The organism is Bacillus sp. AF62, from assembly GCF_050312695.1.
Lineage (GTDB): Bacteria > Bacillota > Bacilli > Bacillales > Bacillaceae_G > Bacillus_A > Bacillus_A cereus.
The window spans coordinates 20640-36326 of record NZ_JBNPJZ010000084.1; the positions used below are offsets into that span (position 1 = coordinate 20640).

Below are 15687 nucleotides of genomic sequence, written 5' to 3' on the forward strand. Positions count from 1 at the left end.
TTTATAACCTTTTAGGTAGTTACTATTATTTCACATGATTCATAACATAAGATGCAAACTCAGCTACATCTCCTTCAAAAATATTTATTTCTGGCAAGTGATAGAACGTTGTTTGGAGCGGGTTTCCTGCATGATATACATATATCGTTTTCTCTAGTGCAATCGCCATTCCAAACTCTGTATGGCTCCCGTTTCCGCCATCTAATATAAGTAAAAACACATCCGCTTCTTTTACAGCATTTTTTTCTGCCTGACCAATTTCTCTTAATTGTTCTTGATTCACTGCTCTTTCGTTTTTGGTCCAATCATATGTATGGTGCCATCCTGCATGTTTCAGTTCATTTGCTACGGAACATACTAGATGTTTATTTTGGAAACCTGAGGCGATATAAAAATTCATTTATATACACTCCTTCATTATGTATAGGGAAACTCCTTTTTAGCGTTATTTGTTATAGCTATAATAAATAACAACTTCAAAAAAAATCCCCATCTTTAAAACTTATTTGCGTTTAAATGATGGGATGCTTCATGGTCTTCTTTTATTTTTTGTTTTTTATAACTTTCATCAGCTAACATTTCTAGTTCAGCTGTTATCTCTGATTTTTCAAGCTCTCTTTCTTGCGAAAATTTCCTTGAAATATAAACAATAACACTACCAACGTACAACACAAAGCATATAATAAGTGCAGTATTTTCATAGAGACTTAGCTCCAACACAGTCACTCCTAATCCATTCGTATTTTCACGCTTCATTAATTGGAATTTCCCTATTAACCCATTTGTTATCCCGCTATTTGAGGGCAGTAAAACCCCCTCCTCAAATTCCAGTGAAAGCAAAGAAGTTAGATGGAGGATGCCCCCAACTGATTAAAGTTTCACTTTATTGTAACATAAAAATATCAATTCTTGGAATCTTTCACCCTACTAAAAGAGGCATGATTGTTTCATCATGCCTCTGAAATATTTTGAATAATTGTTTTAATTGCTTCTTTTCCATTGTATTTTTTTAGTGCTGTTTTATACTTCTCATTATTTTGATTCAATTCTTCGACATACTTTATAAGAGATTTTACAGTTACATCTTCTTCATATAATACGGAGGCATACCCTTGCCTTTCAAAGGACTCTGCATTTAATATTTGATCTCCACGGCTTGCAAATTTCGATAATGGAATTAAAACCATCGGCTTTTGTAATGTTAAAAATTCAAAAATTGCGTTGGAACCCGCGCGTGAAATAACAAAATCTGTTACCCCTAATATATCTGGCAGTTCTCCATGTACATATTCAAATTGTCTATATCCTTCTTTATTTTGTAAACTTTCATCAAGGTTACCTTTTCCGCAAAGGTGAACAATTTGATACTTTTTAAGAAGTTCTGGTAATGCTTCTCGAGCCGTATCATTAATTTTTTTCGCGCCCAAGCTACCTCCCATAATCGTAATAACTGGCTTTTTACGTGAAAAACCTAAAAATGCTAAACCTGTTTCTCGATTTCCCTTCAGCACTTCTTCACGTACAGGAGATCCCGTATATATTACTTTTTCTTTCGGTAAATGTTTCGCTGCTTCTTCAAATGTAACAAATATTTTCGAAGCAAAACGAAGCGCAATTTTATTTGCTAGTCCTGGCGTCATATCAGATTCATGTAATAAAACTGGTACTCTATTTAGCCATCCTCCAATTACGACTGGTACAGATACGAAACCGCCTTTTGAAAAAATCACATCTGGTTTTAGTTTTCGAATCCTTACATACGCATCCATAACACCGATACGATAAACTTAACTAAATCTATACAATTCAATCAAATTTACACGAGTTAGTGCTTCATCGTGTTCTCGCAGCCCCAAAGGGACGAGGGGTATAACACTCCACACGAGGCAGTATCGTTACCTCCTATTATCAAGCATTTATTTTACCCATCTTGATAAATTTATCGCAGCATTTACATCCCTATCGTGATAGCTATTGCATGAAGCACAACGCCATTCACGAATCTTTAAACTCCACTGTCCTTCTGGTTGAACTGAATGGTCGTATTTCACTCCGCAACATGAGCAAATCTTGCTTGAAGCGAACCATTTATCAGCTTTTACATACGCAATGCCGTACTTCTCGCACTTGTATGACAAACATTGAAAGAAGAAGTTTAATTTTTGAAATGAAAATGCTTTCGATAGTTTTTTGTTTTTTAACAGGTTTGAAATAGATAAGTCTTCCACAACAATCCTCATTGGTTTGGTTTTCACCAATTTAGCTGTTGCTTGATGGATATGGTTATTTCGGATATTCATAATTTTCCTAGATAACCGCAGGTGCTCAGCTTTCGCTTTTTCATATCCAGCAGATTGAATTTTCACACCTTTTTTAAATCTCCTAGACATATCTCTTTGCGCTGACTTTTTCCTTTTCAAAAATTTTTTAACCTTGGCATCTTTGTTTATATTTCGTTCTTTCGTACCATTAGAAGCTACAAAAAGCTCTTTTAAACCAACATCCACACCAATCGACTCATCGGTTAATTCTTGTGATTCAAAGTCTTCTTGGAACCCTACACTCATCCACCAGTGACGACCGTCAAAGGTAACTCTTGGATTGGATGGTTTTTTATTCCTTGGTAGTTGTTGGCTTGTTTTCACTTCTCCAATAGACTGAATATGAACTACTTTCTTTCCTATAACCAGTCTTTCATAATTGGCATAAAATCCTTGGATTAAATCTTTTTTGGATTTATAAGAAGTGTGATAACCATTTTTGTACTTTTTGAACGAATGTTTTCTCGCCGTATCAAAATCTTTTGAAGCCTGTTTGGGAACTTGTGCGTTGATGTCATTTAACCACTCATATCTCTTTCGCTTCTTGATCTTTGTAAATCGTTTCTGTAAAGCTAACTGTGAAACAGATTTTCCAAATAGCTTATAATACCTATCACTCATTCTTTTACAATAGTTATAAGCGAATCTTGCAGCACCAGCATGGTTTCTAAGCACTTTTTCTTGTTCAGGCGTTGGAATCATTCTGACTTTCTTCGCTAATATCATCAGAATGTAACTCCTTTAATGAAAGATTTGTTCTTCTGAATCGTAGCGTGTTCCACCAGCATTCTCGTAAGACTACTCGGATGCAAACCTGTTAATTCTGATACTTGACTAACTCGTGAAAATTTCATTATTATTCTTACCTCATTGAACCCACAATAGCACATGCGTTCGATAGATTCAATGAGGTTTGATAGATTTAATTAAATGTATCTCGTTCAACTAAGGGCGCAATTCCTTAGCCAGTTCTCTTATGAACTTCTCATGTTTTCACATGAGCGCAGACTATATGTTTATCTCTTTAGAGATAGAGGATTTTTCCATCACCATAGGCTTGTGATGTACTCTCGTCAATTATACGAGATAGTCGTTGAACGTTCATCTTATCGCTTTTGACTTAGATGATTCGAGGCGGAAGACCCATTGTTCTAGTGTTTAGGATTTAACCTTGCACGATCTGATTGATTTTTTCTGCTTTCGCAACATTCACGCTCGCCATTTCTAGCCACGTTGTAGTTCAATCAGCTTTAGGGATTGCCCGCAGTTAACCCTCACTACTAGCCAATCACTTGACTAGCAGGGCTTACTGATATATTTAATTAACTTTCGTTATAATTGGTTAAATAAATCGTAACAGTTAGTTACCCTTTATTACAAGAAAAGGATCTTTTATATTTTTCAAATCAAAATAACGACGTAGCTTTCCACTCGAAATACTATAGTAGGGAATGCCTTCCTTTTCTATAATCGTTTTCTCAATACCTTGATGAGAACCAATGTAAGAGATATCCCAGTTGTCTTCTTGTAAATATGGGATAATGGCTAAATTAGGTGTTACATGTCCTGCCGAACCGCCACCTGTAAAGACTATTTTCTTCATACGTCTCCCCCTTCTAGACTATAATACACTAAAATATCTTGCCTCAGGGTGAGAAAATACCATAGCCGTTACGGACGCTTCTGGCTCCATCATGAATCCTTCTGTTAATGAAATACCTATTTCCTCTGGATGAATTAAGCGAAATAGCTTTTCTTGATCTGCAAGTTCTGGACACGCCGGATAACCAAATGACACGCGTATTCCTCTATATTTCGTACGGAAACGTTCTTCCATCGTCAGTTCAGGTGAGTCTGGAATGCCCCAGCGGTCACGAATGAGCATATGTGTTTTTTCAGCAAGTCCTTCTGCTAATTCAAGCGCTAACGATTGAATGGCATGACTACGTAAGTAATCACCTTTCGCCTTCCACTCTTCAGCAATGTCCCGAACTCCTTCCCCAACCGTAACAGATAAGAAAGCAACATAGTCCATCTCATCTCCAATTGGGCGCAAATAATCGCCTAAAGTACGATAGGGAGCCTTTCCTTGTCTAGGGAATGTGAAACGCTCTATAACACGCGTATGATCTTCTGGATCATATATTACAATGTTTTGTCCGTCGCTTTGCGCTGGGAAAAATTGATACACTGCTTTCGGCTTTAACCAAGATTGTCCTTCCTGCAATAATTCATCTATTAAATCATTTAATTCATGTGCTCTCTTATCTCCCTCTTTCAAAAGCTTCTTCACATTTCCTTTTAATCCAAGGTGATGCCCCAGTAACATTTGTCTATTTAAAAATGGAGCGAGATGAAGAGCCGGAATATCGCGTAATACAATTCGTTTTGTTGAATCAGGCACCATAACCTCAGCCTTCGGTAATGGCTCAATTACTGCTGGAATTTCTACTTTCTTCTCCTCTTTTTTTACGATATGAAGATGACGTTCTTTTTTATCCTGTTTCATCTTCTCACGCTCTTCTTCTTTTTGAAGCTTATTAATAATATCGAGCCCCGTCATCGCATCACTCGCATAACAAACGAGCCCTTTATATGATGGTGAAATTCGATTATCTGTAAACTTTCTCGTTAACGCTGCACCACCTACAACAATGGGCACATCAATATTTGCTGCTTTTAAATCTTCAGCAGTCGTTACCATTTGTTGCGCTGATTTTACTAATAAACCTGAAAGGCCTATAATGTCCGGCTTCTTTTCTTGTACTTCTTGAACAATTCGATCCGAACGTACATTAATTCCTAAATTAATAATCTCATATCCGTTATTCGCTAAAATAATTTCAACGAGATTTTTCCCAATATCATGCACATCACCTTTTACAGTTGCTAATAATACTTTCCCTTTTTTTGCACTATCGCTAGATTCCATATGTGGCTCTAAATAACTTACAGCAGCTTTCATACTTTCGGCACTTTGCAATACTTCAGCAACAATAAGTTCATTATTATTAAATAGTCGTCCTACCTCATCCATCCCTGTCATAAGCGGACCGTTAATAATATCAAGAGGTTTTCTTCCTTCTTCAAGTGCAAGACTTAAATCCTCGTGTAATCCTTGTTTCGTACCTTCTACAATATAATTTGCTAGTCGTTCATCTAGCGTTAACGTTTCTTGCACAACGACATCTTTCTTTTTAGCGACTCGGTAAAAGTTTGTAAATTCTTCTAACGTCTCTTTCGTCGTTTCAAACAGTAATGCATCTGCAAGGTGTTTTTCTTCCTCTGGAATCGACGCATAGCGTTCTAATTTTTCCGTATTAACAATCGCGTAATCTAATCCAGCCTTCGTAGCATGATATAAAAAGACGGAATTCAATACTTCACGTCCAGCCGGTGGTAAACCAAATGATATGTTACTTACACCTAAAATCGTTAAACACTCTGGTAACGCTTCTTTAATAAGGCGAATGCCCTCTATAGTCGCTGCCGCTGAACCAATATATTCTTCATCACCTGTCCCTACTGGAAACACAAGTGCATCAAAAATAATATCTGACGGGCGTATCCCATATTTCGTCGTTAATAATTCGTAACTTCTTTTTGCAATTTCTAATTTTCTTTCAGCACTTACTGCCATACCATCTTCATCGATTGTACCAACTACAATTGCAGCACCATACTTACGAAGAAGCGGTGTTACCTTTTCAAAACGCTCTTCTCCATCTTCTAAATTAATAGAGTTGATAACAGCTTTTCCTTGAATATAAGTAAGTGCTCTTGCCATAACATTTTCATCCGTTGAATCAATCATAATCGGTACTTTTAACACTTTCGTAACTTCTGTCAAAAATTTCTCCATATCTTCTATTTCATCACGATCAGGATCTGCCATACAAATATCAATAATATGAGCATTTTTCTTCACTTGCGCTCTTGCCACTTCAGCAGCCTCTTCAAATTTCCCTTCTGCTACTAATCGTTTAAATTTACGTGATCCAATAACATTCGTTCTTTCACCTACAAATAACGGTCTCATAGACTCATCATATTGCAGTGCCTCTAATCCACTAATTCCATGTCCTTCTCTCTCATGATGGTCACGAGGCTTAAAAGATGCTAGTGCTTCTTTCATTGCTTTTATATGTTCTGGTGTCGTGCCACAACAACCACCGATAATATTAACCCATCCTTCTTCAGCAAATCGCTTCACCTTTTCAGCGAGAGAAGATGGAGACTCATGGTAATGTCCATCTTCATCAGGAAGACCTGCATTTGGATAACAAGAAATGTAACACTCCGATAAATCAGATAGTGAACGAATATGGTCCCTCATAAACTCCGGACCAGTCGCACAATTTAACCCAACAGATAATGGTTTCATATGTTCTACTGATAAATAAAAAGCTTCAATTGTTTGCCCAGCCAGAGTCGTTCCCATTGGCTCAATCGTTCCTGAAATCATAATAGGAACCGTTTTTTTCAGTTCTTCAAAAGCAGCTTGAATTCCAATATAAGCTGCTTTCACGTTACGCATATCTTGACTCGTCTCAACGAGTAATACATCAACTTCTCCTTTTAATAATCCTCGTGCCTGCCTTGTATAAGCCTCAATCAATTCTTCAAAAGTCACACCACCAGTAACACTAATTGCTTTCGTTGTTGGTCCCATCGCTCCCGCAACATATACTTCCTTACCGCTTTCTTTAACAGCTTGCTTCGCCAAAAGTGCTGCCTTTTCATTTAGTTCTTCATCTAAATGAGACAGCTCATAATCACTTAGTACAATATTCGTTGCCCCAAATGTATTTGTTTCAATAATATCCGCTCCAGCTTCAATATAAGCTTTATGAATCTTTAAAATAACGTCTGGTCTTGTTTCTACTAAATATTCATTACAGCCCTCGTACTCTTCTCCTCCGAAATCTTCAGCAGTTAAATCCTCTTGCTGAATCATTGTTCCCATTGCACCATCTAATATTAAAATGCTATTTTGTAATTTTTCTTCTATACACTTCATCAATTAATACCTTCTTTCACTTCTTGCTTTTCTCTTACATATTTAACAAGATGTTCTGTAATTTCATATTTTAAAAATGGTGTAATAAGATAAATACCATTAAAATATTTCATCGCTGCGTCGATCAATTCTTGCGAAATGCGAATCCCTTCCTCAATTGCCGCCTCTTTCGTTTCGTGTCCATCCATTCTCTCTCTTATTTCTTCTGGAAGAGTAATACCCGGTACCTCAAAATGAAGAAAATCTGAATTCCGCTTACTTACTAACGGCATAATTCCAATAAAAATAGGTTGTTCCAAATGCTTTGTCGCTTCATACACTTCTTCAATTAACGCGATATCGTAAATTGGCTGAGTTAAAAAATATTCCGCTCCAGCATCTATTTTTCGTTCCATTCGCTTAACCGCTGCTTTTAAGTGCCTCACGTGAGGATTAAATGCGCCGCCTACAGAAAACCTTGTCGCCGATCCAATTGATTTCCCTAAAATTGAACGTCCATCGTTCATTTCTTTAATCATTTTAATGAGCTCAATAGAGGACAAATCGTATACAGAAGTTGCACCAGGAAAATCACCAACGCGCGCTGGATCACCAGTTAAAGCTAACACTTCTTCCATCCCTAACGCCGATAAACCTAACAAATGAGATTGTAGTCCAATGACGTTATGATCCCTACACGTTAAATGTGTCAATACCGGGATATCATGCTTCGTTAATAACGCACCCATTGCCATATTAGAAATACGAGGCGATGCTAATGAATTATCTGCTAGAGTAATAGCATCTGCTCCCGCTCTTTTTAAAGCTCTTGCTCCTTCAAAAAACCGCTGTGTATCTAACGTTTTCGGTGGATCTAATTCCACTACAACTGTCGTTTGTTTTTTCGCTTTCTCTGCTAGAGTGACGTGAGCCTTCGAACGTTTCTCATGCGTATGAACAACTTTCGGCCTTTGAATGGTGTCTTTTTCTATTACAGGTGTAACATTCGCAACAGCGTGCTTCATACTTTGAATATGTTCTGGAGTCGTACCACAACAACCACCTAATAACCGAATACCTTGCTCAATAAATCTCGGCGTCATCGCCTCAAAATAAGCTGGGCTTCCCTCATATACGTAACGTCCCTCCACATAATTCGGGAGACCTGCATTTGGGTATGCTGATAAATAGCCATTTTGCGGAATCGATATCATTTTGAAAGCCTCCGTCATATGAAGCGGCCCTAGTTGACAATTTAATCCAACAACATTTGCACCGTAATCTATAAGTTGCTTTAATATTTCATTGACATCATTTCCATTTTGAGTCGTACCTGCTTCATGTAACGCTAATTGAGCAACAATTGGAATGTTCGTTTGCTTACGCAATACTTTAACAGCATGAAGTAATTCAAATTCATCGTAAAAAGTTTCTAATAGTAATCCATCAACCTGTTCTTCTAGTAAAGCCCCTGCCTGTTCAAGTAGCATAAACTCCCTTTCCATATCAGTCGTTGTAACGGCTCCGATATGTTTCATACCACCAATTGTTCCTAAAATTGCATTTTTATCTGTAACAGATGCTTTCGCCAGTTTTACTGCCGCTCTATTAATTTCTGTAACTTGATTTTCTAAGCCGTACATACGTAATTTCGCCTCATTTGCTCCATACGTATTCGTTTGAATTACATCTGCTCCAGCAGCTACATATTGTTTATGAATCGATATAATTAAGTCTGGATCAGATACATTCAATTCTTCAAAGCTACTTTGCAAGCCATGTGAATGCAATAACGTCCCAACCGCACCATCACCTATTACAATTCCTTTTGATAATAAATCTAGTAATTTCACGAATCTCCCTCATTTCTATCAATATAAAAACCCCCTCTTCACTTTGAAGAGGGGGACATAATCGTTCCTCCTCTTATTATGCAAAACATTCGTTTTGCAGGTATTAGCACCGTTTCAAACATTTCGTTTGAAGGTTGCCGGGTTTCACAGGGCCTTTCCCTCCACCGCTCTCAATAAGAGTTGTCTTTATTATTTTATTTATGTAGCTAAAAGGAAATGCGTTCCCCTTTTAACAATGTTTGTTAATTTTTTAATAAATTTAGCATGCACAAAAGTAAAAGTCAATGACACTTGCGGAAAAATAAAAAATATTTAAAATAAAGTTGCAATTCGATTATCTTTTGTTGTAAAGTTAAAAACATAATAAAAATTTCATACGAACATTCTTATCTAGAGAGGTAGAGGGACTGGCCCTGTGACGCCTCAGCAACCATTAACATTTTGTTAATAAGGTGCTAATTCCAGCAAATTGTGAAAGATTTGACAGATGAGAAGAAGACTCTATTCAAACCGAAAGCCTTCTTCTTAGAAGGCTTTTTTTATTTTATATTCACTTAATGTTTCAATTTAAAAAGGAGGAATTTTCACATGTCAACAATCGAAACAAAACTAGCACAAATCGGCAATCGCAGTGAAACTACAACTGGAACGGTTAATCCACCAATTTATTTATCAACCGCTTATCGTCATGAAGGAATTGGTAAATCTACTGGCTTTGACTATTCACGAACTGGCAATCCAACTCGAGGTCTTTTAGAACAGGCAATCGCAGACTTAGAATATGGCGAACAAGGTTATGCCTGTAGTTCAGGGATGGCGGCTGTTCTCCTCGTCCTTTCTCTATTCCGCTCTGGAGACGAACTTATTGTATCTGAAGATTTATACGGTGGAACGTATCGATTATTTTCTGAACATGAAAAAAAGTGGAATGTTCGATGTAGATACGTAAATACACAATCTATTAAACAAATTGAGCAAGCTATCACAACTGAAACGAAGGCTATTTTCATAGAAACTCCAACTAATCCATTAATGCAAGTTACTGATATTGCTGCTGTCGCAACTGTAGCGAAAAGGCACGGACTACTTCTTATTGTAGACAACACATTCTACACACCTTATATACAGCAACCATTAACAGAAGGTGCTGACATTGTACTTCACAGCGCAACGAAATATTTAGGGGGACATAACGATGTACTAAGCGGACTTGTCGTTGCAAAAGGAAAGGAACTTTGTGAAGAAATCGCTCATTATCATAATGCATCAGGTGCAGTTTTAAGCCCATTTGACTCATGGTTATTAATTCGCGGTATGAAAACGTTAGCGCTTCGCATGAGACAGCATGAAGAAAATGCGAAAGCAGTTGTTGCATATTTAAATGATGAAGACGGGGTGACAGATGTATTTTATCCTGGAAGAGGCGGCATGATTTCATTTCGCCTTAAAGATGAAGCTTGGATTAATCCATTCTTACAATCTTTATCCTTAATTACATTTGCCGAAAGTCTTGGTGGTGTAGAAAGTTTAATGACTTATCCAGCAACGCAAACACATGCTGATATTCCTGAAGAAATTAGAACAGCAAACGGTGTATGTAATCGTCTTCTTCGATTCTCCGTTGGCATTGAAAATAGTAACGATTTAATTCAAGACTTAAAGCAAGCCATTAAACTTGTAAAAGAAGGTGTAAGAATATGAGTTATTCTATAGATACACTCTTACTACACAACCAATATAAACATGACTCGCAAACAGGAGCTGTGAACGTTCCTATCTATAACACATCAACTTTTCACCAGTTTGATGTAGATACGTTCGGAAAATATGACTATAGCAGGTCAGGAAATCCAACTCGTGAAGCTCTTGAAGATATCATTGCTTTATTAGAAGGTGGAACAAAGGGATTCGCCTTTGCATCAGGCATTGCAGCGATTTCCACTGCATTCCTCCTTCTTTCACAAGGTGATCACGTACTCATTTCAGAAGATGTATACGGAGGCACTTACCGAGTGATAACTGAGGTACTCTCCCGTTACGGTGTTTCACATACATTTGTTGATATGACCAATTTAGAAGAAATAAAACAAAGCATTAAACCAAATACAAAGCTCTTTTATGTAGAAACACCTTCTAATCCACTTTTAAAGGTGACAGATATTCGCGAGGTTTCTAAACTTGCAAAATCTATTGGGGCTCTTACTTTTGTTGATAATACATTTTTGACACCACTATTCCAAAAACCACTTGAACTTGGAGCTGATGTTGTTCTTCATAGTGCCACAAAATTTATTGCTGGGCATAGTGATGTTACTGCCGGATTAGCAGTAGTAAAAGATGCAGAACTCGCTCAAAAGCTTGGATTTTTACAAAATGCATTCGGCGCTATTTTAGGACCTCAAGATTGTTCTCTCGTACTTCGCGGTCTAAAAACATTACATGTACGCCTCGAGCATTCAGCTAAAAATGCCAATAAAATTGCACATTATTTACAAGAGCACGCTAAAGTACAAAATGTCTATTATCCGGGATTACAAACACATCTCGGATTTGATATTCAACAATCTCAAGCAACATCAGCTGGAGCAGTCTTATCATTTACTTTGCAGTCAGAAGATGCACTCCGCCAATTTTTATCAAAAGTAAAATTACCTGTTTTTGCAGTTAGTTTAGGAGCTGTAGAGTCAATTCTTTCTTATCCAGCAAAAATGTCACATGCAGCACTGTCGCAAGAAGCTCGTGATGAAAGAGGAATCTCTAATTCATTACTTCGGTTATCAGTCGGTCTTGAAAATGTTAACGATTTAATATCCGATTTTGAAAATGCCCTTTCTTATGTAGAAGAACCTGTAAATGCATAGAGAAAAAAGAAGATATGAGAATAGGTTTTCATATCTTCTTTTTATGCGATTTAGTTATAGTCATTTGAAATTTTTCTTATAGTCCATAAAAAATAAAAGTATATCATCTATTTCTAAATAATGGATTAATTGATATATTAAGAAATAAAAAAGGGGTAAAAATAATGGATACTTGTGCAGATATTTTAATCGTTATCGATTTACAAAATGGCGTATGTTATGGCGGAGAGCATTTATTTGATTTACAGAACTTACTAACAAAAGTAAATAAAAGAATTTCTTCATACAGAAAATTAAATAAACCAATCCTTTTTGTTCAACATTGTGATGATGATTTAGTACCCGAGAAAGAACTTTGGGCTATTCATACCGATCTTGATGTTCAAGAACAAGATTTTTTTGTAAGAAAAACACATGCAAATTCATTTTATAAAACAAACTTAAAAGAAATTTTAGATCAATTATCTGTAAATCGCATTGAATTTTGCGGTGCCCAAACAGAGTACTGTATGGATGCTACGATTAAGTTTGCCCACGGACTGGGATACGAAAACTTTATGGTACAGAAAACAACCTCTACGTTGAATAATCCTTTTATGTCCGCAAAAGAGACAATTGATTTTTACGAGAACATATGGAATCACAGATTTTTAACGTTGCTAAAAGATGAATTTTAGAATAAATGACTAATGACTTGATTATCCTAAGATTTATCAGCCGTAATCAAATATTTCATGATCACCATAAAGAAGCGAATTACATTCAGCTTCTTTTCTTTTAACCTGTTTTATATTCTATATATATCATTATAATTCCTTTGTCATATTATTTTAAAAATTTCGTATATTCATTTGAAAGAATAAGAAAATCATGATAAAATTGTGTTACAAATATATCTATATCTTTCAATTTTTAAAACGCATCGAAATTTTCACCCAAAAATGTCATTTTACAAAAACGTGCTAATTTACCTATTTTATTTACATCATGGTCTCTTTTCTTACAATTTCTTTACTTTAGGACTTTTTTTCTGCAACAACTATTTTCTTTTCTTTAAATTTTTGGTATGTATAGTTTGGTATAATAGCTCACACGGAGGTGGAAAAGAACATGTTAGAAACCTTTCAAAAAGAATTAGAACTATATGAAAGTAATGCAGAATTATTAAAAGTGCTGGCTCATCCTGTTCGTTTATGTATCGTAAAAGGATTAATTGAGCGCGGTCCAAGCAACGTTTCTACAATGTACACTGGCTTAAACATGCCACAATCTACAATTTCACAGCATTTAGCAAAATTAAAAAGCGCTAAAATCGTTTCTAGTGAAAGAAAAGGATTAGAAATTTATTACAAAGTAGAGAACGAAACAATAATTCAACTCGTTCGCGTATTATTAGGTTAGGGACTAATAATCGAAGAAAAAGAACGTATTCTATATTTTTTATCTCATATCTTTAATATAAATATATATCATGAGAGGAAATATATAATACTACATAAGTCGTATTAAAAAACAAGACACAGTATATACTGTGTCTTGTTTTTTATATTGTTACATACCGCTCCAAATGTAAATGTTGCATATCTTTTGTATGTATAACAACATCAAACGCACTCCCTACTCCTCCATTCAAAATCATAGAACGAACTGCTCGATTTTGTTTTTGCGTTTCAGAAAAAGGATTCATATCTTGATGGCTCGTAAGCTGTTCTAATATCCCTGCAGCTAACAAGAACTCAGATTGTTTCTTATGCCATACTGCACTCATTCCTTGCAGACTAAACATCTCCTTTAGCTCGTCCCAATGAATATGAGTAGTAAGATCCATTTCACCTGGATGCGCTAGTGGGTTACGTATTAGCTTATGCTGATAATAACCTCGCAAACTTCCTTCACGGTGTGCTGGATGCATCCATTCTTCTTTTGTGTATCCGTAATCAACTGTAATACATATACCTTTTTGAAACCATTTCGCAATTTCTTTTATATACTCCTCCATCACAAGTGGTACTTCAAAACGTTGCCCTTCAGCAATATGAATATTATATTTCAATAAATATCGACCAATTCTTTTATCTAACGGCCTACATATTTCTGAAAGACTTCCTTCCTCTGTATATGTAATACGCACTTCATACAACATACCATTTCTTTTCTCAATTATTTCAACAGGAAATGCATCAAACAACTCATTCGAAAAAAGAATTCCCTCGAAAGAATCTCCCATTTCACTATAAGAGGTATAGTACGATACATTAGAAAATGAGCCAAGGTGCTCCTGCTGTAATTTCCTATGAAAAGGGCTCACTTCAATCATTGAATAGTTTAAATCAATAAAGGTTTTTGGAGATAATTGCTTCCATTCTTGTAAAACATCATAGGCGAACTTTCCAGTTCCCCCACCAACCTCACAAATATTCGAAGCAACTTCACCATTTTCAACAAGACGAATAAAAAGTTTAGCAAAAGTTTTTGCAAAAACAGAGGATACATTGCTACTTGTAAAAAAATCCCCTTGTCTTCCAATCTTTTCACGTTCTTTCATATAATATCCATGACCTTCTGTATACAATACAAGGTTCATATACGTACTATATGAAATTGAATAATCCTTTTCTTTCCTCATCCATTCTCTTAAAATGAGCTCCATTCCCATAATGATTCCTTATTGTAAAAACGGATTATTTTCTTTTTCAAAACCAATGCTTGTTTCTGGACCATGTCCACATAACACCGCTGTCTCATCTGGTAATACAAATAATTTCTCTTCAATACTTCCAATTAATTCAGCAAAACTTCCACCAGGCAAATCTGTTCTTCCAATGCTCATTTGGAACAATACATCTCCTGAGAATACAGCATTTGCCTCTTTACTATAATAAGAAATACTTCCTGGAGAATGTCCTGGCGTCTCAAAAATTTCAAAATTAAATGATCCAATTGTTAATGTACCTTCTGCATCAATAATATGATCCGCTGGTTTTGCTGTAATACTGCGGTTCATCATAAAAATTTGAGAGCCGTTTACAGTTGCATCTCCTAACCAATCTGCTTCTTCTTTATGTACGTATACAGGAATATGAAAAGCGTCTCTTACCGCATCAACAGCACCGATATGATCAAAGTGAGCATGCGTTAATAAAACAGCCAATGGTTTTAATTGTTCTTCTTGTAAATATGTAACGAGCTTTTCACCTTCGTGACCAGGGTCAAAGATAATGCACTCTTTTTGATCGTTCATTAAAATATAAGCATTTGTTTGTAATGGGCCTAACGGCATTTGTATCCATTTCATATGAAAATCTCCTCCAGTTATTAAACTTACTTTTAATGATACAACATTTCTTTCTCTTAGGAAAAGAAAGGATGCTATCTCGACAATCATTTTTAAAACATGTACAATATAAAAGAGTAAATATTCCAAAAACTCATAATAAGAAATGGGTAGACAGAGGAGGATATTGCATGGGCCTTGTTATTATTTTTACACTTGTCACTCTGTTAGCTGTATTTGCTACGCTTAGAACACTTCGTGAAAAAAACTTTTTCGCGAGCGGCTTTGCAATTGCAACTGTACTCGTTTTCGGATGGTTTACGATCATGACTGTTCTATATAACGGGTATCCACCAGCAGCTTAATTCGTTTACACTTT

The 15687-nt window shown here is 36.1% G+C and carries 13 protein-coding genes, 2 pseudogenes and 2 riboswitches; of the genes and pseudogenes, 5 read left to right on the forward strand and 10 right to left on the reverse strand.

Annotation, left to right across the window (positions count from 1 at the left end; genetic code table 11):
* Positions 1 to 25 precede the first annotated feature (25 nt).
* From ACQRBL_RS21165 to ACQRBL_RS21200, 8 genes and pseudogenes are all read right to left on the reverse strand, one after another.
* Positions 26 to 400, reverse strand: coding sequence for a nucleoside 2-deoxyribosyltransferase (locus tag ACQRBL_RS21165; RefSeq protein WP_001012331.1), 375 nt, complete (start codon positions 398 to 400; stop codon positions 26 to 28).
* Between the two features lie 95 nt (positions 401 to 495).
* On the reverse strand, positions 496 to 756 hold the full coding sequence (locus ACQRBL_RS21170) for a DUF3966 domain-containing protein (RefSeq protein ID WP_000817964.1): 261 nt from the start codon (positions 754 to 756) through the stop codon (positions 496 to 498).
* A 194-nt stretch (positions 757 to 950) separates the two neighbouring features.
* A pseudogene (locus ACQRBL_RS21175) lies at positions 951 to 1775 on the reverse strand (undecaprenyldiphospho-muramoylpentapeptide beta-N-acetylglucosaminyltransferase); the annotation flags it as partial.
* A gap of 141 nt (positions 1776 to 1916) precedes the next feature.
* Positions 1917 to 3047, reverse strand: coding sequence for an RNA-guided endonuclease InsQ/TnpB family protein (locus ACQRBL_RS21180; RefSeq protein ID WP_023523017.1), 1131 nt, complete (start codon positions 3045 to 3047; stop codon positions 1917 to 1919).
* On the reverse strand, positions 3047 to 3175 hold the full coding sequence (locus tag ACQRBL_RS21185) for a hypothetical protein (protein ID WP_000672787.1): 129 nt from the start codon (positions 3173 to 3175) through the stop codon (positions 3047 to 3049). Before ACQRBL_RS21185 ends, ACQRBL_RS21180 begins: the two co-directional genes overlap by 1 nt.
* A 512-nt stretch (positions 3176 to 3687) precedes the next feature.
* Positions 3688 to 3924: pseudogene (locus ACQRBL_RS21190) on the reverse strand (glycosyltransferase); the annotation flags it as partial.
* Between the two features lie 18 nt (positions 3925 to 3942).
* Positions 3943 to 7341, reverse strand: coding sequence for a methionine synthase (metH, locus tag ACQRBL_RS21195; protein ID WP_411995627.1), 3399 nt, complete (start codon positions 7339 to 7341; stop codon positions 3943 to 3945).
* Positions 7341 to 9173 (reverse strand): bifunctional homocysteine S-methyltransferase/methylenetetrahydrofolate reductase, encoded by a 1833-nt coding sequence (locus ACQRBL_RS21200; RefSeq protein WP_411995628.1) that lies wholly within the window; start codon positions 9171 to 9173, stop codon positions 7341 to 7343. The genes metH and ACQRBL_RS21200 overlap by 1 nt, the downstream gene beginning before the upstream one ends.
* Before the next feature lie 70 nt (positions 9174 to 9243).
* Positions 9244 to 9353, reverse strand: a riboswitch (SAM riboswitch).
* Positions 9354 to 9556: 203 nt separating this feature from the next.
* Positions 9557 to 9667, forward strand: a riboswitch (SAM riboswitch).
* Positions 9668 to 9761: 94 nt separating this feature from the next.
* Here ACQRBL_RS21200 and metI point away from each other — a divergent pair.
* From metI to ACQRBL_RS21220, 4 genes are all read left to right on the forward strand, one after another.
* A complete protein-coding gene (metI, locus tag ACQRBL_RS21205) occupies positions 9762 to 10874 on the forward strand; it encodes a cystathionine gamma-synthase/O-acetylhomoserine thiolyase (protein WP_411995629.1) in 1113 nt (370 codons plus the stop codon).
* On the forward strand, positions 10871 to 12034 hold the full coding sequence (metC, locus tag ACQRBL_RS21210; protein WP_023523020.1) for a cystathionine beta-lyase: 1164 nt from the start codon (positions 10871 to 10873) through the stop codon (positions 12032 to 12034). Before metI ends, metC begins: the two co-directional genes overlap by 4 nt.
* A gap of 164 nt (positions 12035 to 12198) precedes the next feature.
* Positions 12199 to 12711 (forward strand): cysteine hydrolase family protein, encoded by a 513-nt coding sequence (locus tag ACQRBL_RS21215; RefSeq protein WP_000379154.1) that lies wholly within the window; start codon positions 12199 to 12201, stop codon positions 12709 to 12711.
* A 433-nt stretch (positions 12712 to 13144) separates the two neighbouring features.
* Complete coding sequence (locus ACQRBL_RS21220) at positions 13145 to 13435, forward strand: ArsR/SmtB family transcription factor (RefSeq protein ID WP_000894377.1); 291 nt, start codon at positions 13145 to 13147, stop codon at positions 13433 to 13435.
* A 142-nt stretch (positions 13436 to 13577) separates the two neighbouring features.
* Here ACQRBL_RS21220 and ACQRBL_RS21225 read toward each other — a convergent pair whose 3' ends face one another.
* A complete protein-coding gene (locus tag ACQRBL_RS21225; protein ID WP_023523021.1) occupies positions 13578 to 14690 on the reverse strand; it encodes a class I SAM-dependent methyltransferase in 1113 nt (370 codons plus the stop codon).
* A gap of 9 nt (positions 14691 to 14699) precedes the next feature.
* Entirely contained in the window at positions 14700 to 15329 is a 630-nt protein-coding gene (locus ACQRBL_RS21230; RefSeq protein WP_000871225.1) for an MBL fold metallo-hydrolase, read from the reverse strand.
* A 170-nt stretch (positions 15330 to 15499) separates the two neighbouring features.
* Here ACQRBL_RS21230 and ACQRBL_RS21235 point away from each other — a divergent pair, with 170 nt between their 5' ends.
* A complete protein-coding gene (locus ACQRBL_RS21235; RefSeq protein WP_000524852.1) occupies positions 15500 to 15673 on the forward strand; it encodes a DUF2759 domain-containing protein in 174 nt (57 codons plus the stop codon).
* Positions 15674 to 15687 lie beyond the last annotated feature (14 nt).